The following is an 18212-nucleotide window of genomic DNA, read 5'->3' as shown; positions in this document are numbered from 1 at the left end:
GGATCGCCGGCGTTGCGATGTCGGGCGAGCCGGTCGCCCTCACCCCACGCGGTAGCGCAGGCTCACCACGCCGCCGGGTCGCGGCACGACCCGGTCGAGTTCGAGCGGGCGCTCGCCGAGCCCGGCCGGCGTGAACGAGCGCCCCTCGCCGAGCAGCGTCGGCACCACCCGCAGATGCAGTTCGTCGACGAGGCCGGCGGCGAACAGCGCGTCGGTGAGCACGAGGCTGCCCCAGACGATGACCGCGCCGAAGCGCTCCTTCAGTGCGGCGGCCTGCTCGACTCCGTCGCCGCGGAGGAGCTCGATGGATCCGTCGCCCCACGGAGCCTGCGTCAGCGTGTTCGACACGACGAACTTCGGCAGCCGCTCGATGAGCTCGGCGACGTGCTCGACCGCGGGGTCGACGCCCGGCCAGTAGTCGGCGAACATCCGGTAGGTGGTCGCGCCGAACAGGATCGCCTCCGCCTGCGAGACGTACTCGAGCTGCTCGGCGTCGTTGAGGTCGACGACACCGTGCTCGTCGGGGCGCACGAGCGCCTCGAAGAAGTCGATGCCGCCGTCGGAGTCGGCGGCGTAGCCGTCGGCGGTGATCACCTGCTCGACGATGAGGCGGCCCATCAGCGCGCCCCGTCCCGAGTGGCGGGTCCGGCAGCGAGGTGCTCGTCGAGCATGTCGAACGCCGAGCTCCAGCCGTCGTAGACGTCCTCATCGCCTGGGGCGCCGGCGATGCGGAGCACGTGGAAGAGCATCTCGGTGCGGTCGCCGGGCAGATCGCGCAGCGTCACCGTGATGATCGGCGCTTCGTCGTCGGCGTCGCCGGGCGAACCCCACGTCATGACGAGGCGCTCGGGCGCGCGGAGTTCGCGGAACGTGCCCGCGGTCGGGTACTCGGTGCCGTCGGGGGCGACCATCGTGTAGCGGTAGCGCCCGCCCTCGCGCGCGTCGAGGTCGACGCTGCCGGGCTTGATCTCGACGCCGCGCGGATGCCACCACGCTGCGGCGTCGGCCTGCTCGGTCCACGCCTGCCAGACGAGTTCGCGCGGGGCGTCGAAGATGCGGGTGATGGTGAACTGCGGTTCGGCGGGGCCGCCCGTCAGGCGGGGCGTCGGCGCGGTCTCGTATTCGGTCACGGTGAATCCTCCTTCATGGTGCGGAGGTGCTCGGCGAGCAGGTCGAAGCGTTCGTTCCACTCGCCGCGGTGGTGCTCGACCCAGGCGGATGCCTCGTCGAGGGGTTCGGTGCGCAGCGTGCACGTGCGCCACTGCGCCGTCGCGGTGCGTTCGATGAGCCCGGCCCGCTCGAGCACCCCGAGGTGCTGCGAGATCGCGGGGCGGCTCATGGCGAACGGCTCGGCGAGTTCACCGACGGTCGCCGGCCCGACCCGGAGGCGCGAGAGCATCGCGCGACGGGTCGGATCGGCGAGCGCCTGGAACACCGCGCTGAGCTCGTCCTGCGATCCACCCAATGTAAGCAACTCCTTAATTAATGAATTGCTTAACCATAGGCTCCGCGAGGGGAGGCGTCAACCCCCGGTCGCGCCGCACGACCTCAGTCGCGCGGCCGCACCACGCCGTGCTCGTAGGCGTAGACCACCGCGTGCACCCGGTCGCGCAGGCCGAGCTTCATGAGCACCTTCGAGACGTGCGTCTTCACAGTCGCCTCGCCCACCCAGAGCCGTTCGGCGATCTCGGCGTTCGAGATGCCCAGCGCGAGCAGCTCGAGCACCTCGCGTTCGCGCTCGGTCAGCGTCGCGAGTTCGGCCGGCTGCGCGCGAGCCGCAGTGGCGGTCTCGGCGACGGATGCCCCGTGCCGACCCGCGATGCCCGGCGCCGAACGGGCCGCCACCGCCTCGATGACGCGGCGCGTGACATCCGGGGAGAGCAGGGCGTCGCCGCGCGCGACGACCTGCACCGCCTCGATGAGCTGCTCGGGGCTCGAGTTCTTCAGCAGGAACCCGCTCGCCCCCGCATCGAGCGCGGCGAACAGGTAGTCCTCGCGGTTGAAGGTCGTGAGCACGAGCACGGCGGCCTGCGTCGCCTCGTCGCCCGTGATGCGGCGCGTGGCCTCGAGGCCGTCCATGCCGGGCATCTGCACGTCCATGCAGACCACGTCGGGGGCGAGTGCCGCGACCTGTTCGATCGCCGCCTGGCCGTCGGCCGCCTCTCCGACGACCTCGATCCCGTCCTCCGAGTCGAGGATGGTGCGGAAGCCGGCGCGCACGAGGCTCTGGTCGTCGACGACGAGAACGCGGATGCTCACGCGTCCTCCTCCGTGGCGAGCGCGCCCGCGAGCGCGGCGACCGGCGTCTCGTCGCGGCGCAGCGGGAAGCTCGCCCGCACGAGGTAACCGCCCCGCGCGCGGGGACGGAGCTCGATCGTGCCCCCGGTCGCGGCGACGCGCTCGCGCATGCCGAGCTGGCCGAGGCCCCCTCCCGTCGCCTCCGATGCGCGTGCCGCGCCGGCGACCGACGTCGTGGTGCCCGAGTTGGTGATCTCGATCTCGAGGGCCGCGTCGGTCCAGCGCACGCGCACTTCGGCGGTCGCGGCGGCGCCGGCATGCTTGCGCACGTTCGTGAGGGCCTCTTGGGTGATGCGGTACGCGCTGAGGTCGACGACCGGCGAGACCGGCCGCGGTTCGCCGACGATCGCGAGGGTCACCGGCAGCCCGCCGTCGGCCGACTCGCGCACGAGTTCGTCGATCCGGGCGATGCCGCGGGTCGAGGTGCTCGTGGTCGCCTCGCCGGTCGTGGACGCGGCATCGTCGACGAGCGCGAGCGGCCCGGTGTCGGCATCGCCGCGGAGGGTGCCGAGCAGTCCGTGCAGTTCGTCGACCGCCTCGCGCGCGTTCGACTCGATCGCCGAGAGCGACGCGGTCGCCGCCGCCGGATCCTTGGCGAGCACCCGCCTGGCCGCTCCCGCCTGCACGCCGATCACCGAGACGTGGTGGGCGACGACGTCGTGGAGCTCCCGTGCGATGCGCAGGCGTTCGAGCGCGACCGCCTGCACGCGCGTGCGCTCGCGCTCGGCGGCGAGCTCGGCCGTGCGCTGCTCGAGCTCGGCTCGTGCGCGAGCGGACCGGTAGGCGGTGTCGCCGAAGTACCAGGCGCCGCCGAAGTAGAGCAGGTTGGTGAGCACGTTGATGAAGCCGTACGCGAGGTACGGCGAGAGCAGGCCCTCGCGGGAGAGCTCGGGCAGGTGGTCCTGCACCGTCGAGAAGAAGATGAGCCCCCAGAACAGCCACGCGAACATCACGATCACGATGGCGCCGCGCACGACGGTCGCGACGCGACGGCTGCGCCCCCAGGCGCCGACCGTGTAGATCGCGACGAAGAGGGCGATGTTCGAGAAGAGCGCCTCGCCGACGCCGACGACGGCACCGACGATGAAGACGGCGGATGCCACGAGTGCGACGATCTCGGGCCAGCGACGCCGCGCGGCGAGTGGCAGGGTCATCCCGGCCGTCCAGAGCACGGCACCCCACCAGGGGGTGCCCTCGCCCCACCCGGTCGCGCGGTAGAGGACCACGCTCGCGGCGGTGCCGACCGCGAGCACGAGGGCGAGCACGAGGTCGTTGCGGTACCCGCGGCGGCCCGGGCGCGGCCTGACCCACTCGACGCCCGGCAGCACGGGCGGGGCGGTGGTCACGTTCTCGGACATCCCTCCACGCTAGCGATCGGGCGCGGCTCGGGGATCCGTCGCGTGACTGAGATCGTTCGGCTACTTCGCCGCCTGCCGCCGCACCATCTCGCCGATCCAGGTGGGGGCGAACGGCGAGGTGCAGTTCGGGGGAGTCGGGTAGTCCTTCAGCACCTCGAGCCGCTCGCCGATGTCGATCGCACGCGCTCGGAACGGCGGATGGTTGATGCCGATCATCGCGAGCGAGGTGTTCATCTCCCACTGCACCTGCTTCGGGGCATCCTTCATCTCGGCCTCGATGGTGTCGAGCATGGCGGGCAGTTCGTCGGGCTCGAGCCGCTCGGCCTGCTTCGACACCCGTTCGGCGTTGAGCGCCCAGGCGGCGCTCGCGGCGAGCGGGTCGGCGTCGTCGAGCCAGGCGAGCCGCAGCTCGTCGGCATGGGGGCTCTTCTTCACCACGTAGTTGACGAGCCAGTCGTGGCCCTTGGGTGTCGCCTCCTCGCGGATCATCGCATCGAGCTGCTCGGCGGTGAACGACTTCGGCCTGCAGATCAGGATCGCGAGGAGCCGGGCGGCGGTGTCGCCCGTGGCCCACAACTCGAGGGCGAGTTCGTGGTTCGACTTCACGCGCTTCGCGAGGGCGCGCAGCTGCGCGAGGTTCACGCCGTGCGTGTCGCCCCGCCGCTCGTTCGCCTCGCGCGTCTTCGGATCGTCGAGGGCGGCGAGTTCGGCCTGCACCTCGGCGAATGTCGGCTCGGTCATGCGTCCTCCCCGGCCTGCTCGGTCTCGCCAGCCAGCTTAGGCGAGCGCGGGGCGCCGGGCGCCGGCCCGGGCGCTCTCCCTCAGCCCAGCGGCTCGGCCTCGAGATCGCGCACGTGGTAGAACTCCTGGTCCCAGAGGAGGTAGACGAGCCACGTCGGCAGGAGGTACGACTCGGGCAGGTAGTTCGCCTGCGAGGCGTGGATCGTCCACCCCTCGTGCTTCTTCTGCACCGCGGCATCCATCGCGTACTCGGGCTTCGGCTGGTTCGCGACGACGAAGGCGCCGGTCTCGCCGCCGAAGGCCGCCAGCGCGCCCGACGGGCTGATCGTGTAGACGAGGTGCTTCGGCCCGGCGTAGGCGCCGCCCTCCTCCTCGAGCTGCGCGATCGCGAGCTCGGCGACCTCGCCCATCCGCATGTGGTCCTCGTGGCCGGTCGCACCCGACTCGGGCCAGAACGCGACGACGACGTCGGGCTTCACCCGCCGCATCTCGTCGGCGACGCGGTCGACCAGCTCGTCCTCGTCGACGTCGGGCACGCCGCCGTCGGGGTAGTCCCACACGACGTGGCGGTCGACGCCGAGGTTGAAGCTGTTCTTCAGGGCTTCGGCCTTGCGGACCTCGCCGAGATCCTCCTGCCGGGCGACGACCGGCGTCTGGTGGCCCGCCTCGCCCTGCGTGGCGGTGATCATCGCCGTGTAGGCGCCGCCCTCGTGCGCGTGCCAGAACAGGCCGTTGACGGTCTGCTCGTCGTCGGGGTGGGCGAACACGCCGAGCACGCGCTCGCCGCCGAGCTCGTCGACGACCGAGTCGACGCCCTTCGCGGTGGGCTCGAAGAAGAGGTGACGGCCGGCCCAGTAGAGGCCGCCGACGACGGCGAGGAGGACGGCGGCGACGACGATGAGCGCGACGGTGCGCTTGCGCATGGGTGGGGCCTTCGGGTTCGGGATGCCTCGGGCTCGGGTGGGCTCGGGCGCGGAGGGCGGCCAGCCGGGGAGACTCGCGCGCCGTTTCGGGGTGCGAGCATGCTAACCCGGCCGCCCGCCGACACCGAATCCGACTCGGTTTCGGTTGCCGCCGCGGTTCAGGCTCTCTTCGCGGGCGCGATGCGGGGCAGCAGGTACTTGCCCGAGAGCCAGGCGGCCAGCGCGGTGATGATCCAGACGATGACGGCCGCGAGCACCCAGGCCGCGAGGCCGTCGAAGGTGATGCCGTCGCCGAGCGAGGCGACGAGCAGCGCGACCGCCGTCGAGATGAGCCCCGCGACACCCGCGACGGCTGGGGCGCCGCGATGGAACAGGGTCTCGACGAGCCATTCGATGAGTGCCTGCACGGCGGCGAACACGATGATCGCGACGAGGAACCCCGACCAGTGCAGATGCATGCCCGGAACGAGCAGCGCGGCGAGGCCGAGGGCGAGGGCGGCGAGCACGAGGGACACGCCGAGACGGATGAGGAAGCGCACCATGGCGTGAGCGTAGCGCTTCCGCCGACGGCCGGTCGGGAGGATGATGGGCGGGTGAGCGAGCCGAAGACGGTGAATCACGCTGCGCGACGGGTGCAGTCGGTGTACTTCACGCTGCTCATCGGCAACACCCTCGCGGCCTCGTTCATCTGGGGCGTGAACACGCTGTTCCTGCTCGACGCCGGACTCTCGAACCTCGAGGCGTTCGCCGCCAACGCCTTCTTCTCGATCGGCATGGTGCTCTTCGAGGTGCCGACGGGCGTCGTCGCCGATACGCTCGGCCGCCGCGTGTCGTACCTGCTCGGCACGGTCACGCTGGCCGTCACGACGCTGCTCTACTACTGGCTCTGGGTGGTCGAGGCGCCGTTCTGGGGGTGGGCGGTCGTCTCGGTGCTGCTCGGGCTCGGCTTCACCTTCTTCTCGGGCGCGACCGAGGCGTGGCTCGTCGACGCGCTGACCGCGACCGGGTACACCGGCAGCCTCGAGCGGGTGTTCGGGCGCGGTCTCGCGCTCTCGGGGGCCGCGATGTTCATCGGTTCGATCGCGGGCGGCGTGATCGCCCAGGCGAGCAACCTCGGGGTGCCGTTCCTCGTGCGCGCTGCGATCCTCATCGTCATGTTCGTGGTCGCCGCCGTGCTCATGCGCGACCTCGGCTTCACGCCCGCCGGGCGCGCGCACCCGCTGCGGGCGACGAAGCAGGTGTTCCAGTCGTCGCTGCGCTACGGGCTGGGGCGACCCTCGGTGCGCTACGTGATGTTCGCGTCGTTCTTCACCTCGGGCGTCGGGTTCTACGTCTTCTACGCGCTGCAGCCGTACCTCGTCGAACTCTGGGGCGACGCCGAGGCCTACTCGATCGCCGGGCTCGCCGCCGCGATCCTCTCGGGAGCGCAGATCGTCGGCGGGCTGTGCGCGCCGTGGGTGCGTCGCCGCTTCCACCGCCGCACGACGACGATCCTCCTGAGTCTCGTGGTGAGCAGCGCGGTGCTCCTCGCGCTGGGATTCACCCGCAGCTTCTGGCTCGCACTCGTGCTGCTCGTGCTCTGGGGCCTCGTCGATGCGGCCGCGGGCCCCGTGCAGCAGGCGTACCTCAACGACATGATCCCGTCGGCGCAGCGAGCGACGGTGCTCTCCTTCGACTCCTTGCTCGGCAGTACGGGCGGGGCCGTGATCCAACCGGTGCTCGGGCGATCGGCCGACCTGTGGGGGTACCCGGGGTCGCTCATCGTGAGCAGCGGGTTCCAGGTGCTCGCCGTGCCGTTCCTCTGGCTGAGCCGGCGTCAGCGCTCGCCGGCCGACGTGGCGACGGGCGTCGCCGACGAGGGCCGGGAGTCGGACGACGCCACCGGGGTGCCGCCGATCGACTGAGCTCCGGCGTCCGGCGTCCGGCGTCCGGCGTGGCGGGTGAGGGGAGCTCCGAGCGTCTGGCGCCTCAGTGCCGTCCCTCTTCCGCGGCGGCGACGGCGGGCATAGCCTGAGGGGTCGACGGGTTCGGTGACGACGAGGAGACGGCGATGACGCGTGCAGCGGCCACCGCAGCGGCACTGTTCGTCGCCGTGTTGGCGCTCGGCGGCTGCGCGGCCACCGCGCCCGCGGCCGAGTCGCGGGCGACCGTGGAGGCGTCGCCCTCCCCATCACGCGAACCCGATCCGACGCTCGCACCGCCGAGCGCGGGGCCGACCCCGGTCGACCCGACCGGACCTGCCGGCGACGGAACGGTCGCGGTGCGCGACCAGGAGACGTTCTCCGATGACGCCGTCGACGGCCCGGGCCTCGGCTGCGACGACTCGCAGTTCGCCCTCGCGGTCGTTCCGCTGCCCGACGAGTCGGGTGCCGGATCGTTCGGCTTCGAACTCGTCTTCACGAACACGGCGGACCGGGACTGCGTCTTCGAGGGGTGGCCGGGCCTCATCGCGATCGACGCCGCCGGCGTCGAGGTGGGATGGCCCGCGCGGGCCGAGTACTCGACGACCACGCCGGTCGTGCTCGACGCGAACGGCGGCGTCGCAACGGCTCACGTCCGAGCGACGCAGGCGGGCGCCCAGGGCTGCGAGCCGATCGAGGCGGCGGGGCTTCGGGCGCGCATCGCCTCCGACGGAACCGGCGGCGGCATCGACGCCCCCTACGCGATCACGGTGTGCGGCGGCGCGATCCCGACCATGGCGATCTCGCCGCTCGTCGCCGGCTGATCTGCCGCAAGCCGCCGAGGTGGAACCGCCTCACGGGGTTGCCCCCTCTTCGGGGGTCACGTAGCATTGCCGGACGCCCGCACGACGAACGCCCGAGCGAGTCCCTCGGGAGACGAGGAGGAGCCGCGTGCGCAAGATCCTCCTCCTGGGCGCCGCCGCGCTGGTCCTCTTCCTCGGCTCGCTCTCATTGGGCGTCGCCGCCGCGCTGACCGGCGCCCCCGTGTTCTACGACGCGCGCTCGCCGCATCCCGTCGGCACCGCCGACGATCGACTCGGCGCCGAGGCGGGCGCTGCGACGACATCGCCCGGAACCTCCGACGGAGCCGATGACGGCGACGGTGCGGCGCCGCCGCTCACGCAATCGCCGGTGCCGGTCCCTCCGTCGCCGAGCGCCGACCCGTCGCCCGAGGCGCCGACACCGTCGCCCGCGCCGTCGCCGTCGACCCCGCCGGCCGACCCGCTCCCCACGACCGAGGAGCAGGCGGCATGGCTCGCGTTCCAGCAGGCGGTGCGCGAGTGCATGGTCGACGCCGGCTACGAGTACCGTCACTGGGAGTGGTGGACGACCGAGCCGCGCAACCCCACCTCGACGGCGCCCGCGATGCCCGTCGGGCTCAGTGCCGCCGAGCAGGCCGCGTGGCACGCGGCCCTCGAGGGCCCGGGCCTCGACGGCACGGGATGCCTCGGCGAGGCAGCCGAGCAGGACCGCGAGGAGTCGGCTCCGCCGCCCCCGGCGTCGCCCGAGCCCTCGGTGCCGCCTGCGCCCGAGGAGGGCCAGCAGCGACCCGAGGATGCGACCGAGGAGGTCGCACCCGAAGCGCTCGAGTCCGACGCCACCGAGGAGGTCGCGCCCGAGGTGGTCGCACCCGAGGTGGTCGCACCCGACGCGACCGCCCCCGACGCCGACGGCGCAGCGGGCGCGAGCGACTGAGCGGCCCTCGTTCCGAGCCGCGTGCGGCTCAGGCCGACAGCGTCTCGACGCGCCCGTTCAGCTCCGAGGCATCCGCCGACCAGAGTGCGACGACCTCGTTCGCGAGCCGTTCCTCGAGGCCGGCGAGCGACTTCACGCGGAAGGTGACGGCGGCGCCGGTCGTGCCCTCCTTGCCGAGTCCGTGGGCGAGCGACTGCATCCACGCCTCGCTCGCGGCCTTCACTGCGGCGTAGTTCGCGCCGCCGGCGAGCGGGCGCTCGACCGCCGTCGAGGAGACGATCGCGATGCGGCCGGCGGGGGAGGCGACGAGGTCGTCCCAGAGGGCGCGGCTGATGTGGCGCAGCGACGAGAACGAGCGTTCGAGCACCCGGTAGTCCTCTTCGGTCTGGGCGGGGATGCCGCCGCCGCCGCGCCAGCCGCCGACGAGGTGGATGATGCCGTCGACATCGCCGACGCGACCGTGCACGCGCATCGCGAGCGGCCAGACCTGCATCTGGTCGGTGAGATCGGCGAGCTCGGTGATGACGCCCGGCAGTTCGGCCGCGAACTCGCCGAGCCGCCCGCGGTCGCTGCCCACCGCGATGACACGGGCGCCTGCCTCGAGCAGCGCTCGGGCCACGGCGCGGCCCGAGGCGCTCGTCGCGCCTGCGATGAGCACGGTGCGCCCTGCGGCACCGGTGGGGTGGTCGGTCATGTGGCTCCTCTTCGAGCTTCGTGGAAGCAGGCGGTCATTCAGGTGAATGAGAGCTGCTCAGGACGAAATCACCGATTCCGTCCTGAGCAGCGTACGTCTTCCTGAATCGGTGGGGTCAGGCGCTCTTCCCGGTGATGCCGACCGTCGACTCGATGACGGGCTTCATCTTCTTGTCGAGCGCCTCGAAGAACATCGACAGCGGGAACTCGTCGTCCATCACGAGGTCGGTGTAGCCCTTGGGCGGGCCGGCGAGCACCTCTCGATCGAGGCCCGACGCCCACACCGAGGCGGGGTTCGGGGTGACGACCGCGGAGACGAGCTCGTAGGCCTTCAGCCAGTGCACCGTCTTCGGGCGGTCGATCGACTCCCAGTAGAGCAGGTCGATCGCGTCGCCGAGCTCGACGACCGCGTCGGCAAGCTTGTCCCAGTCGAAGCTGAGCTCGACGTCGCGCCATTCGAGCACGTGCTTCTTGTGCAGCCATGCGAAGAGCAGCTGGCCGCCGAGGCCGTCGTAGTTGCGCACGCGCGAGCCGGTGATCGCGAAGCGGAAGATGCGGTCGAAGATGACCGCGTACTGCACGAGCTTGCCGGTCGAGCGCATCTGCTCCTCGACGTCGGTGAGCTCCTCGCCGGCCGCGAGGCGGGCGTCGAGCGCGCGCTGGATCTTGACCGACTCGCGGAACGCGGTGAGGTCGCACCGCAGCTCCTCCAGCGAGTAGAGGAAGAACGGCATGCGCTGCTTGATCATGAACGGGTCGAACGGCAGGTCGCCGCGCATGTGCGTGCGGTCGTGGATGATGTCCCACATGACGAAGGTGCGCTCGGTGAGCTGCTGGTCGGTGAGCATCTCGGCTGCGTCGTCGGGCAGCACGAGCTTCGTGATGTCGCTCGCCGCGCGCACCACCTTGCGGTAGCGGGCCGCTTCGCGGTCCTGGAAGATCGCGCCCCAGGTGAAGGTCGGGATCTCGCGCATCGCGACCGTCTCGGGGAAGAGTACGGCCGAGTTGGTGTCATAGCCGGGTGTGAAGTCGACGAGGCGGAGGCTGACGAAGAGCTTGTTGCCGTAGTCGCCGGCCTCGAGGGCGGCGATGAACTCGGGCCAGATGGTCTCGACGACGAGCGCCTCGACGTGGCGGTCGAGCGAGCCGTTCTGCGTGTACATGGGGAACACGACGAGGTGGCGGATGCCGTCGATGCGGTGACGCTGCGGCTGGAACTCGACGAGCGAGTCGAGGAAGTCGGGGACCTCGAGGCCTGCGGCCTGCCACTTGCGGAAGTCGGCCTGCAGTGCGGTGAGGTAGGCCGCCTCGTGCGGGAAGCGGGGCGCAAGAGCGGCCACCGATTCGACGATGGTGTCGACGAGGGCGGATGCCTCGCCCTTGTCGGTCTCGACCGGAACCGAGCCGTCCTTCACCTGGAGGGCCTGCAGCTTCGTCGCCGACTCCTTGAGGCGGAGCCAGGCGGGGTCGGTCTCGACGCCGTCGGCGAGGGCGATCTGCGCGGGCGTGACGTCCTCGAGGACCTCGGGTTCGCCGACGATGGGGTCGATCGTGATGTTCGACATGTGAACCTCCGTTCCTCAGTGAGGGGTCAGATGCGGTGTTGCGGCAGGGCCGCGCGCGGCGGGAATCGCCGTACAACCCAAGGCTACGAGGCATCCGCTCGCGATTGATTGCACTGCCGCGCGGGAATCTTGCGTTCGCCTTCCAAACCGCGCCGGAGATCGCGCATGCCGCGCACGCCCGCGAACCGGGCGGAAATCGCGAGTACCTCAGCGCTCGCCCGGATGGGTCTCCACGCCTGCACCACCTCGACGCGACGCACGCACCGAGGAGAACACCGGGGGCGGTCCCGATGCCGCAGCCCGCCCCCGACCCTAACTTGAGGATTGTTCACACCCCGCGAACCCCCACATGAACAGGAGAAGGCCATGAACAGCAACAAGGCCGGCGCCGCAGTCATCGGTGCCGTCGTACTCATCGTCACGATCAGCGGCTGCGCCGGCGTGCAGTCACAGCTCGAGGGCGGAGCCGGATCGGCGAGCGTGACCTCGCTGCAGACGCAGCAGGACTCGGCCCGTCGAGAGGCCGCGCTGGAACGCAGCCGGGCCCATGCGCCCGAGTTCTCGCCCCAGGGCACCACCCTGCAGGAGATCCTGCGCGAGGCCGAGCAGACCGAGCGCGTCGAGTCGGCCGCACGCTCTGCGAAGGTGCAGGAGCAGATGCGAGCCGTCAAGCAGGCCGAGCAGGCGGCACAGCGCTCCGCTCGCTCGAACTCGGCACAGGTCAACGAGGCCGTGCGAGCGACCAAGCAGGCGGAGGCCGTCGAGCCGTCGGCCGCCGAGGTGCAGGGTCAGCGTCTCGCCGAGTACGCCGAGCAGTTCGGCCAGTCGCAGGACGACGGTTCCACGCCGACGCCCGAGCCCCGACCGATCTCACCGCGCAATCGATGAGCACCATGCGAGAGCGGGGTCACGCCGACCGGCGGCCCCGCTCTCGATCTGCGCGCGCCGGGTGAAGCCCTCGGGCCCCGTGGCTCAGATCGACTTCGCCATGTGCAGCGACGCGGCCTCGAAGCCGAGGCTCTCGTAGAGTTCGATCGCCGGCACGTTGAAGGCGAACACGTTGAGGCCGAGCGTCGGCGAGCCGTGCTCGCGGGCGACCTGCTCGGCGTGCTGCATCGCCGCTCGGCCGAGACCGCGGCGGCGGAACGGTTCGCGCACGTGCACGTCCCACACCCACCACGCGTCGCCGCCCTCGTCCCAGGGGCCGAGCCACAGCCATCCCGCGTCCTCGCCGTCGACGACGATCGCGAGCAGCACGTGCTCGGGATGCAGTTCGCCGTCGGTGAAGAAGCGGTTGCGCGAGGCCTCGACCGCGGCCTCGGCCTGCTCGGGGGTGTCGCCGGCACGCAGCCTCGACGCCCGGTAGTACGCCATCGACTCGGGCAGCCACATCACGAGGTCGTCGCCCGTGATCGGGACGAAGGCGAGCTCATGGGTGCGCGCGGTCTCTGCGGTCGTGCTCTCGTCGGTCATCCCTCCATGTTGGCGGATGTCCCGCGCCGACGCACGGGCGGATTCCGATGCCCGGCGGCTCTGCGACCCCGAGCCCCTGCTGCACCAGGCCGTCGGCTGGATGCTGCGGGAGGTCGGCGAACGCGTCGACCATTCGGAGCTCACGGGATTCCTCGACGCGTACGCGGCACCGATGCCGCGCACCATGCTGGGCTCCGCGACCGAGCACCTCGACCCGGACGAGCGGGCGCGCTCCCGCGCGATGCGCCGAGCCGGGGGGCCCGATGTCGTTGGGCGCTCGGAGCTCCTCCGGTGGGCGAGGATTGGACGATGACGAGAACGGTGCGCGGCGCGAAGGTGCTCATCACGGGAGCCGCCGGCGGCCTGGGGCGCATGTTCGCCGAGCGAGCCGTCGCCGAGGGGGCCGCCTCGGTGGTGCTCTGGGACGTCGACCCCGCCGCGCTCTCCCGTGCGGTCGGCGAGCTCGGCGCGATCTCGCGCGGCCGCACCAGGGTGCAGTCGTTCGTCGTCGACCTGGGCGACCTCGGCGCCATCGCGAAGACGGCCCAGCGCGTGCGCCGCGAACTGGGCAACCCCGACGTCCTCATCAACAACGCGGGCATCGTGCGCGGCAACGGCTACTTCTGGCAGACCGACAACGGCGACGACACCCGGCCGACGATACAGGTCAACGCGCTCGCGCCGATGTACGTCGCGCGCGAGTTCCTCCCCGGCATGATCGCGAACGCGTTCCGGCCGGCCCGCATCGTGAACCTCGCCTCTGCCGCGGGCACGATCGGCAATCCGCGCATGGCCGTGTACGCGGCATCCAAGGCGGCGCTCATCGCCTGGAGCGACTCGCTGCGCCTCGAACTCGAGCAGGCCGATCATCGCAACGTCACGGTGACCACCGTCACGCCGAGCTACATCGCCACCGGCATGTTCGCGGGTGCCCGCGGGCCGGCGCTGGCACCCGTGCTCGCCCCCGAGCACGTCGTCGACCGGGTCTGGGCGGCGATGCTCGCCGGGCGACCGCTCGTCGAGTTGCCGGGAAGCGTTCGGCTCTCACGCGTGCTGCGTGCACTGCTGCCCACGCGCGTGTTCGACCGCCTCGTCGGCGACGGCTTCGGCGTCTATCGTTCGATGGAGCGGTTCACCGGTCGGCGCTGACCCGCCTCAGAGCCCGTGCTCGTCGAGCCACGCGAGCAGCAGCCGCGAGAACTCCTCGGGTCGTGCGGCGTTCGGCGGATGCGCCGCCCGACGGCGCGCCGCGGGCGCTCCCGTCAGTCCTCGCCCTTGCCCTTCTCCTTGTCCCGATTCTCGTCGTCGTTTCGGTTGTCGCCGCTGTTTCCGGGGTCGCTGTCGTCGTCATCGTCGTCATCCCCGGCGTCGCTCGGCGTGGGTGTCGGAGTCGGGGTCGCCGCTTGACGCGCGCCCTCCTCCGCGGTCTCGAGATCTGCGCGCACGAGCTCGATCGCGGCGCGGATCTCGGCCTCATGCGCGGCGCCCACGTCGCCTGCCGCGACCGCCTCGTCGACATCGCGCTCGAGCAGCAGGAGTTCCGCAAGGGCTCCGGTGAAGTCCTCGTCGGCCGAACGCTCGGCGACGCGCACGACCGACGCGTGCAGGGCGTCGCCGGTGTCGGGCTCGCTCGCGCATCCCGCGAGTCCCAGTCCGAGTCCGAACACGACGACGGCGGTGAGCGCCGCGGCGCGCAGGTGGCGAGTCGCGAAGCGCCGGGTCATCCTCGCACCGCCTCGTCGAGGTGCTGCAGGTGCTCGCCGAGCGGATCGAGCTCGGCCGGGATCGGAGGCAGGGGCGCGGGTTCGGATCGGTCGCCGACCGTCGCCGCCGTGATCGCGGCGTGGGCGGCCAGCACGATCGCGACCGCCGCGACCGCGAGGACGACGCCGATGAGCACCGGGCGCCGGGCGGGGGTCTTCACGCGTGCCCGACGTCCGGGGTCCGCCGGCCGGACGGCCGCCGCGGATCCGACCGCAGCGGCGTGGAGGTCGCTCAGATCGGACGATGCTCCTCGGTCGGCCGGGAGCACGCGAGTCGCGGCGGTCGGCTCGCGTTCGAGCACGCGAGTCGTGCCGGTGGGCTCGGGCTCGGGCTCGGGTTCGATGTCGAGCGTGGCGGCCGCGCCGAGCGCGGCCGTCGACGCGAGCGTGGCGGCCTCCGGCACCGGTACGGGGTTCGCATCCGCAGAAGGGGCGGCGTGGTGGGCAGGAGCCGTCGTCGCGAGCGCCGATGCGGCGACCGCGACCTCGAGCGCGGCCGGCCGCGCGTCGGGCTCGCGCGCCGTCATGCGGGTGAGCAGATCGACCCAGTCGGGGCCGAGCTCGCGCGGGATCTCGGGGTCGCGCACCAGCCTGGCGCTCGCGGCCTCGACCGCGGGGCCGGGGAAAGCGCGTCGACCGGTCCGCGCTTCGAGCACGAGCAGGCCGAGCGAGTAGACGTCGGCCTCGCTGCCGGGCGCGACGCCGCTCACCTGCTCGGGGCTCAGGTACCCCGGCGTGCCGACGAGGAGGCCGGTCCGGGTGATCCGGGCATCGTCGATGAGTCGGGCGATGCCGAAGTCGGCGAGCTTCGCATTCCAGCGCCGGCTCGGCAGGTGGGCCGGCTCGAGCAGCACGTTCGCGGGCTTCACGTCGCGGTGCACGATGCCCCGCGAGTGGATGACGTGGAGCGCCTCGCCCAGATCGGCGAGGAGGCCGGCCGCGTCGGCGGCGTCGAGCGGACCCTGCTGCAGCACGGCGCGCAGGTCGCGCCCCTCGACGAGCTCCATCACGAGATACTCGCGCGAGCTGCCCGTATCGCGGGCCGCGTCGTAGAGGCGCACGAGGGCCCGATGCTCGACGCTCGCGAGCAGGGCGATCTCGGAGGCGCGCCGTCCGGCGTCGTCGATGCCCTCGGCGGCCTCGCTGAACACCTTCACCGCGACCGGACGGCCGAGTGACACGTCGAAGCCGCGGTACACGCTCGCCATGCCGCCGCGCCCGATGAGCGCGTCGAGTCGGTAGCGGCCGCCGAGCATCCGGCCTGTGGTGGGCTCGGTGCGGTCGCGATCGGAGATGCTCGTCACCCCTTCGAGGGTAGTCCGCCGTGCTGGGACGGACCCGTGGGTCGCCTCGCCGCTCGGCTCAGAAGATCATCGGGCGGTCGTCGTCGTCGTCGCCGAGGGCGAGGTCGACGAGCACCGGCACGTGGTCGCTCGGGGCGTCGCCCTTGCGCTCGTCCCGGTGGATCGAGGCCGAGGTCACGGCTTCGGCGAACGCCGCCGACCCGAGGATGAAGTCGATGCGCAGCCCCTCGTTGCGGGGGAAGCGCAACTGCTTGTAGTCCCAGTAGGTGTAGAGCCCTTCGGGCACCCGTGCACGCACCACGTCGGTGACGCCCGCGTTCTCGAGGGCGAAGAACGCGGCGCGCTCTTCGGGGGAGACGTGGGTCGTCTGCCCGACCACGACGGTCGGGTCGCCGTTGTCGATGTCGAGCGGCGCGACGTTGAAGTCGCCCATGAGCGCGAACGGACGCTCGGGGTGGGCGGTCGTCTCGGCGCGGGCGTAGTCGGTGAGCGCGGCGTACCAGTCGAGCTTGTAGTGGAGGTGCGGGTCGCCGAGCGACCGGCCGTTCGGCACATACAGGCTCCACACGCGCACGCCGTCGACGGTCGCGCCGATCGCGCGGGCCTCCTTCGGAAGGTCGGGTCCGTCATGCCCCTTCAGGAACCCCGGCATGTTCGGGAACTCGGTCTCGACCTCGGTGATCGGCGCCCGGCTCGCGATCGCCACGCCGTTCCACTGGTTCAGCCCGTGGATCGCGAGCTCGTAGCCGGCCTCCTCGAAGGCCTCGTGCGGGAACTGCTCGGGCTTGCACTTGATCTCCTGCATGGCCAGCACGTCGACGTCTTCGCGCACCATCCAGTCGACGACACGGCCGACGCGGGTGCGGATCGAGTTGACGTTCCAGGTGGCGATGCGCATGGGTTCCAGCGTAGGTCAGGCCGACGACACCCCGAGCACGGCGAACGCGGATGCCCCGCCGCAGGTGTCGCACGAGGCATCCGGCCAGCCGATCAGCGGCTGCGGCGCGCGATGATCGGCACGACGACCCAGACGGCGGCGACGACGGCGAGCGCCGCACCGAGCGCGAGGTAGCCGGCCGTGCGGCCGATCGCGACATCGAAGATGAGGCTCGTCACCCCCGCGGCGAGCAGCGAGACGACGACGAGCAGCCCGAACAGCATGCGGTTCGCGACATGCACCAGGCGGTCCTTCTGCTGCCGACCGAACAGCTGCCGGTGCAGGATGACCGGGGCGAAGCCGAGCACGGTCGCGAGGCCCGCGAGGGCGACGAGCACGAGGTAGAGCGTCAGTTCGTAGTCGTCGAGCTCGGTGAAGCGGGGCTGGAACGCCGCGGCGAGCAGGAAGCCCGTGATGATCTGCGTGCCGGTCTGCACGGCGCGCAACTCCTGCAGGATGTCGCCCCAGTTGCGGTCGAGGCGTTCGGTGCGGGTCTCGTCGCGGCCGTCGCGGCGGTCGTCGCCGGCCGTCGCGGACTGCGAGGCTGAGTCGGTGCCCATACGCGATCGTACCGCCGGGCGCCGCGCCGGACCCGGGGGTTGCGCACCCGCCGCGCACCCGCCGTTGCTGTCAGAATGGAGCCCGTCGTGTTCAGCAGGGGAGCATCATGGCCGCAGCATTCAGTGTCGAAGGCGTCGAGGGCCTGCCCGAGATCTCGGCGGGCGACGATCTCGCCGCGATCATCGCGGGCGCCGCGGAGTTCGCCGACGGCGACATCCTCGTCGTGACCTCGAAGATCGTCTCGAAGGCGGAGGGGCGCGTGGTCGAGGCATCCGATCGCGAAGACGCGATCACCGCAGAGACGGTGCGTGTCATCGCGACGCGCGAGTTCGAGGGCCACATCACCCGCATCGTCGAGAACCGGCAGGGCATCGTCGGAGCCGCCGCCGGGGTGGACGCGTCGAACGCGCCCGACGGCACCGTGCTGCTGCTGCCCGTCGACCCCGACGCCTCGGCGCGCGACCTCGCGACCGGGCTGCGGGCCCTGACCGGTGCGCGGGTCGGCGTCATCCTCTCGGACACGCTCGGGCGCCCCTGGCGCGAGGGGCAGACCGACATCGCGATCGGCGCCGCCGGCGTGCACGTCTTCGACGACCTGCGCGGCGGGGTGGATGCCTCGGGCAAACCCCTCTCGGTGACGATGCCGTGCGTGGCCGACGAGATCGCCGGCGCCGGTGAACTCGTGAAGGGCAAGTCGTCCGGGGTGCCGCTCGCCATCGTGCGCGGGCTCGGCCGCTATGTCGGCGACCTCGACCTGCCGGGCGCGCGGTCGATCCAGCGGCCGAGCGAGCGCGACCTGTTCCGCCAGGGCGCCGACGAGGCGTACGACGACGGCTACCGCGCCGGGTTCGACGAGGCGCAGGCTGAGGGATCGCTGCGGGAGCGCCCCGACTTCGAGTAGGCCCGTTCCGATTTTTGGATCCAGAATGAGTGCCCCGGG

Annotated in this window: 22 protein-coding genes; 7 read left to right on the top strand and 15 right to left on the bottom strand. The window is 71.8% G+C overall.

Going from position 1 to position 18212, the window contains the following annotated elements; all coding sequences use genetic code 11:
- Window positions 1-39: 39 nt before the first annotated feature.
- The 8 genes from GQQ93_RS07500 to GQQ93_RS07465 all read right to left on the bottom strand — a co-directional run bounded on the left by GQQ93_RS07500 (window position 40) and on the right by GQQ93_RS07465 (window position 5862).
- The gene (locus GQQ93_RS07500) at window positions 40-618 is read right to left on the bottom strand and encodes a dihydrofolate reductase family protein (protein WP_157423625.1); all 579 of its coding nucleotides are present in this window, start codon (window positions 616-618) and stop codon (window positions 40-42) included.
- Window positions 618-1130 carry an SRPBCC family protein gene (locus GQQ93_RS07495; protein WP_246192173.1) on the bottom strand — a complete coding sequence of 171 codons (513 nt, stop codon included), beginning with the start codon at window positions 1128-1130 and terminating at the stop codon, window positions 618-620. The genes GQQ93_RS07500 and GQQ93_RS07495 overlap by 1 nt, the downstream gene beginning before the upstream one ends.
- Window positions 1127-1465, bottom strand: a complete 339-nt coding sequence (locus GQQ93_RS07490) for an ArsR/SmtB family transcription factor (protein WP_157423624.1) — start codon at window positions 1463-1465, stop codon at window positions 1127-1129. The genes GQQ93_RS07495 and GQQ93_RS07490 overlap by 4 nt, the downstream gene beginning before the upstream one ends.
- Before the next feature lie 83 nt (window positions 1466-1548).
- Window positions 1549-2259: a response regulator gene (locus GQQ93_RS07485; protein WP_157423623.1), complete on the bottom strand. Its 711-nt coding sequence runs from the start codon at window positions 2257-2259 to the stop codon at window positions 1549-1551.
- Window positions 2256-3656, bottom strand: coding sequence for a sensor histidine kinase (locus GQQ93_RS07480; RefSeq protein WP_157423622.1), 1401 nt, complete (start codon window positions 3654-3656; stop codon window positions 2256-2258). Before GQQ93_RS07480 ends, GQQ93_RS07485 begins: the two co-directional genes overlap by 4 nt.
- A gap of 60 nt (window positions 3657-3716) precedes the next feature.
- Complete coding sequence (locus GQQ93_RS07475) at window positions 3717-4397, bottom strand: DNA alkylation repair protein (protein WP_157423621.1); 681 nt, start codon at window positions 4395-4397, stop codon at window positions 3717-3719.
- Window positions 4398-4477: 80 nt separating this feature from the next.
- On the bottom strand, window positions 4478-5320 hold the full coding sequence (locus GQQ93_RS07470; protein ID WP_157423620.1) for a PIG-L deacetylase family protein: 843 nt from the start codon (window positions 5318-5320) through the stop codon (window positions 4478-4480).
- 158 nt (window positions 5321-5478) lie between these two features.
- The gene (locus tag GQQ93_RS07465; RefSeq protein ID WP_157423619.1) at window positions 5479-5862 is read right to left on the bottom strand and encodes a phage holin family protein; all 384 of its coding nucleotides are present in this window, start codon (window positions 5860-5862) and stop codon (window positions 5479-5481) included.
- Window positions 5863-5931: 69 nt separating this feature from the next.
- Between GQQ93_RS07465 and GQQ93_RS07460 the strand changes: the two genes are divergently transcribed.
- From GQQ93_RS07460 to GQQ93_RS07450, 3 genes are all read left to right on the top strand, one after another.
- On the top strand, window positions 5932-7224 hold the full coding sequence (locus tag GQQ93_RS07460) for an MFS transporter (RefSeq protein WP_212277289.1): 1293 nt from the start codon (window positions 5932-5934) through the stop codon (window positions 7222-7224).
- A gap of 146 nt (window positions 7225-7370) precedes the next feature.
- Window positions 7371-8045 carry a DUF4232 domain-containing protein gene (locus GQQ93_RS07455; RefSeq protein WP_157423617.1) on the top strand — a complete coding sequence of 225 codons (675 nt, stop codon included), beginning with the start codon at window positions 7371-7373 and terminating at the stop codon, window positions 8043-8045.
- A 127-nt stretch (window positions 8046-8172) separates the two neighbouring features.
- Window positions 8173-8976, top strand: a complete 804-nt coding sequence (locus GQQ93_RS07450) for a hypothetical protein (RefSeq protein WP_157423616.1) — start codon at window positions 8173-8175, stop codon at window positions 8974-8976.
- 28 nt (window positions 8977-9004) lie between these two features.
- On the opposite strand, the gene GQQ93_RS07445 is transcribed toward GQQ93_RS07450, so the two are convergent.
- A complete protein-coding gene (locus GQQ93_RS07445; RefSeq protein ID WP_157423615.1) occupies window positions 9005-9670 on the bottom strand; it encodes an SDR family NAD(P)-dependent oxidoreductase in 666 nt (221 codons plus the stop codon).
- A 115-nt stretch (window positions 9671-9785) separates the two neighbouring features.
- The gene (locus tag GQQ93_RS07440; protein WP_157423614.1) at window positions 9786-11234 is read right to left on the bottom strand and encodes a DUF6421 family protein; all 1449 of its coding nucleotides are present in this window, start codon (window positions 11232-11234) and stop codon (window positions 9786-9788) included.
- Window positions 11235-11600: 366 nt separating this feature from the next.
- On the opposite strand from GQQ93_RS07440, the gene GQQ93_RS07435 reads away from it, so the two are divergent.
- Window positions 11601-12122, top strand: coding sequence for a hypothetical protein (locus GQQ93_RS07435; RefSeq protein ID WP_157423613.1), 522 nt, complete (start codon window positions 11601-11603; stop codon window positions 12120-12122).
- An 84-nt stretch (window positions 12123-12206) separates the two neighbouring features.
- Here the strand turns inward: GQQ93_RS07435 and GQQ93_RS07430 are convergent, their stop codons facing one another.
- On the bottom strand, window positions 12207-12707 hold the full coding sequence (locus tag GQQ93_RS07430; RefSeq protein ID WP_157423612.1) for a GNAT family N-acetyltransferase: 501 nt from the start codon (window positions 12705-12707) through the stop codon (window positions 12207-12209).
- Between GQQ93_RS07430 and GQQ93_RS07425 the strand changes: the two genes are divergently transcribed.
- Both GQQ93_RS07425 and GQQ93_RS07420 read left to right on the top strand, forming a co-directional pair.
- Entirely contained in the window at window positions 12643-13020 is a 378-nt protein-coding gene (locus GQQ93_RS07425; RefSeq protein WP_343032746.1) for a DNA alkylation repair protein, read from the top strand. The genes GQQ93_RS07430 and GQQ93_RS07425 overlap by 65 nt on opposite strands.
- The gene (locus tag GQQ93_RS07420) at window positions 13017-13856 is read left to right on the top strand and encodes an SDR family NAD(P)-dependent oxidoreductase (RefSeq protein WP_157423610.1); all 840 of its coding nucleotides are present in this window, start codon (window positions 13017-13019) and stop codon (window positions 13854-13856) included. Before GQQ93_RS07425 ends, GQQ93_RS07420 begins: the two co-directional genes overlap by 4 nt.
- Window positions 13857-13969: 113 nt before the next feature.
- Here the strand turns inward: GQQ93_RS07420 and GQQ93_RS07415 are convergent, their stop codons facing one another.
- From GQQ93_RS07415 to GQQ93_RS07400, 4 genes are all read right to left on the bottom strand, one after another.
- Window positions 13970-14431 carry a hypothetical protein gene (locus GQQ93_RS07415; RefSeq protein ID WP_157423609.1) on the bottom strand — a complete coding sequence of 154 codons (462 nt, stop codon included), beginning with the start codon at window positions 14429-14431 and terminating at the stop codon, window positions 13970-13972.
- Window positions 14428-15774: a serine/threonine-protein kinase gene (locus GQQ93_RS07410; protein ID WP_157423608.1), complete on the bottom strand. Its 1347-nt coding sequence runs from the start codon at window positions 15772-15774 to the stop codon at window positions 14428-14430. Before GQQ93_RS07410 ends, GQQ93_RS07415 begins: the two co-directional genes overlap by 4 nt.
- Before the next feature lie 58 nt (window positions 15775-15832).
- Window positions 15833-16672 carry an exodeoxyribonuclease III gene (locus GQQ93_RS07405; RefSeq protein WP_157423607.1) on the bottom strand — a complete coding sequence of 280 codons (840 nt, stop codon included), beginning with the start codon at window positions 16670-16672 and terminating at the stop codon, window positions 15833-15835.
- Between the two features lie 92 nt (window positions 16673-16764).
- Entirely contained in the window at window positions 16765-17271 is a 507-nt protein-coding gene (locus GQQ93_RS07400) for a DUF6328 family protein (RefSeq protein ID WP_157423606.1), read from the bottom strand.
- Between the two features lie 107 nt (window positions 17272-17378).
- Here GQQ93_RS07400 and cofE point away from each other — a divergent pair, with 107 nt between their 5' ends.
- Entirely contained in the window at window positions 17379-18173 is a 795-nt protein-coding gene (cofE, locus tag GQQ93_RS07395; protein ID WP_157423605.1) for a coenzyme F420-0:L-glutamate ligase, read from the top strand.
- Window positions 18174-18212: the final 39 nt, after the last annotated feature.

Origin of the sequence: Agromyces lapidis, assembly GCF_009749405.1 — a bacterium.
Lineage (GTDB): Bacteria > Actinomycetota > Actinomycetes > Actinomycetales > Microbacteriaceae > Agromyces > Agromyces lapidis.
Note: the sequence above shows the minus strand (reverse complement) of the source record. Positions and strands in the feature narration are given on the sequence as shown.

Bases quoted from the DNA above. Each gene is read 5' to 3' on its own strand.
- GQQ93_RS07500 (WP_157423625.1), bottom strand. From the start codon at position 618: ATGGGCCGCCTCATCGTCGAGCAGGTGATCACCGCCGACGGCTACGCC.
- GQQ93_RS07480 (WP_157423622.1), bottom strand. From the start codon at position 3,656: ATGTCCGAGAACGTGACCACCGCCCCGCCCGTGCTGCCGGGCGTCGAG.
- GQQ93_RS07475 (WP_157423621.1), bottom strand. From the start codon at position 4,397: ATGACCGAGCCGACATTCGCCGAGGTGCAGGCCGAACTCGCCGCCCTC.
- GQQ93_RS07470 (WP_157423620.1), bottom strand. From the start codon at position 5,320: ATGCGCAAGCGCACCGTCGCGCTCATCGTCGTCGCCGCCGTCCTCCTC.
- GQQ93_RS07465 (WP_157423619.1), bottom strand. From the start codon at position 5,862: ATGGTGCGCTTCCTCATCCGTCTCGGCGTGTCCCTCGTGCTCGCCGCC.
- GQQ93_RS07455 (WP_157423617.1), top strand. From the start codon at position 7,371: ATGACGCGTGCAGCGGCCACCGCAGCGGCACTGTTCGTCGCCGTGTTG.
- GQQ93_RS07445 (WP_157423615.1), bottom strand. From the start codon at position 9,670: ATGACCGACCACCCCACCGGTGCCGCAGGGCGCACCGTGCTCATCGCA.
- GQQ93_RS07440 (WP_157423614.1), bottom strand. From the start codon at position 11,234: ATGTCGAACATCACGATCGACCCCATCGTCGGCGAACCCGAGGTCCTC.
- GQQ93_RS07435 (WP_157423613.1), top strand. From the start codon at position 11,601: ATGAACAGCAACAAGGCCGGCGCCGCAGTCATCGGTGCCGTCGTACTC.
- GQQ93_RS07430 (WP_157423612.1), bottom strand. From the start codon at position 12,707: ATGACCGACGAGAGCACGACCGCAGAGACCGCGCGCACCCATGAGCTC.
- GQQ93_RS07420 (WP_157423610.1), top strand. From the start codon at position 13,017: ATGACGAGAACGGTGCGCGGCGCGAAGGTGCTCATCACGGGAGCCGCC.
- GQQ93_RS07415 (WP_157423609.1), bottom strand. From the start codon at position 14,431: ATGACCCGGCGCTTCGCGACTCGCCACCTGCGCGCCGCGGCGCTCACC.
- GQQ93_RS07405 (WP_157423607.1), bottom strand. From the start codon at position 16,672: ATGCGCATCGCCACCTGGAACGTCAACTCGATCCGCACCCGCGTCGGC.
- GQQ93_RS07400 (WP_157423606.1), bottom strand. From the start codon at position 17,271: ATGGGCACCGACTCAGCCTCGCAGTCCGCGACGGCCGGCGACGACCGC.
- cofE (WP_157423605.1), top strand. From the start codon at position 17,379: ATGGCCGCAGCATTCAGTGTCGAAGGCGTCGAGGGCCTGCCCGAGATC.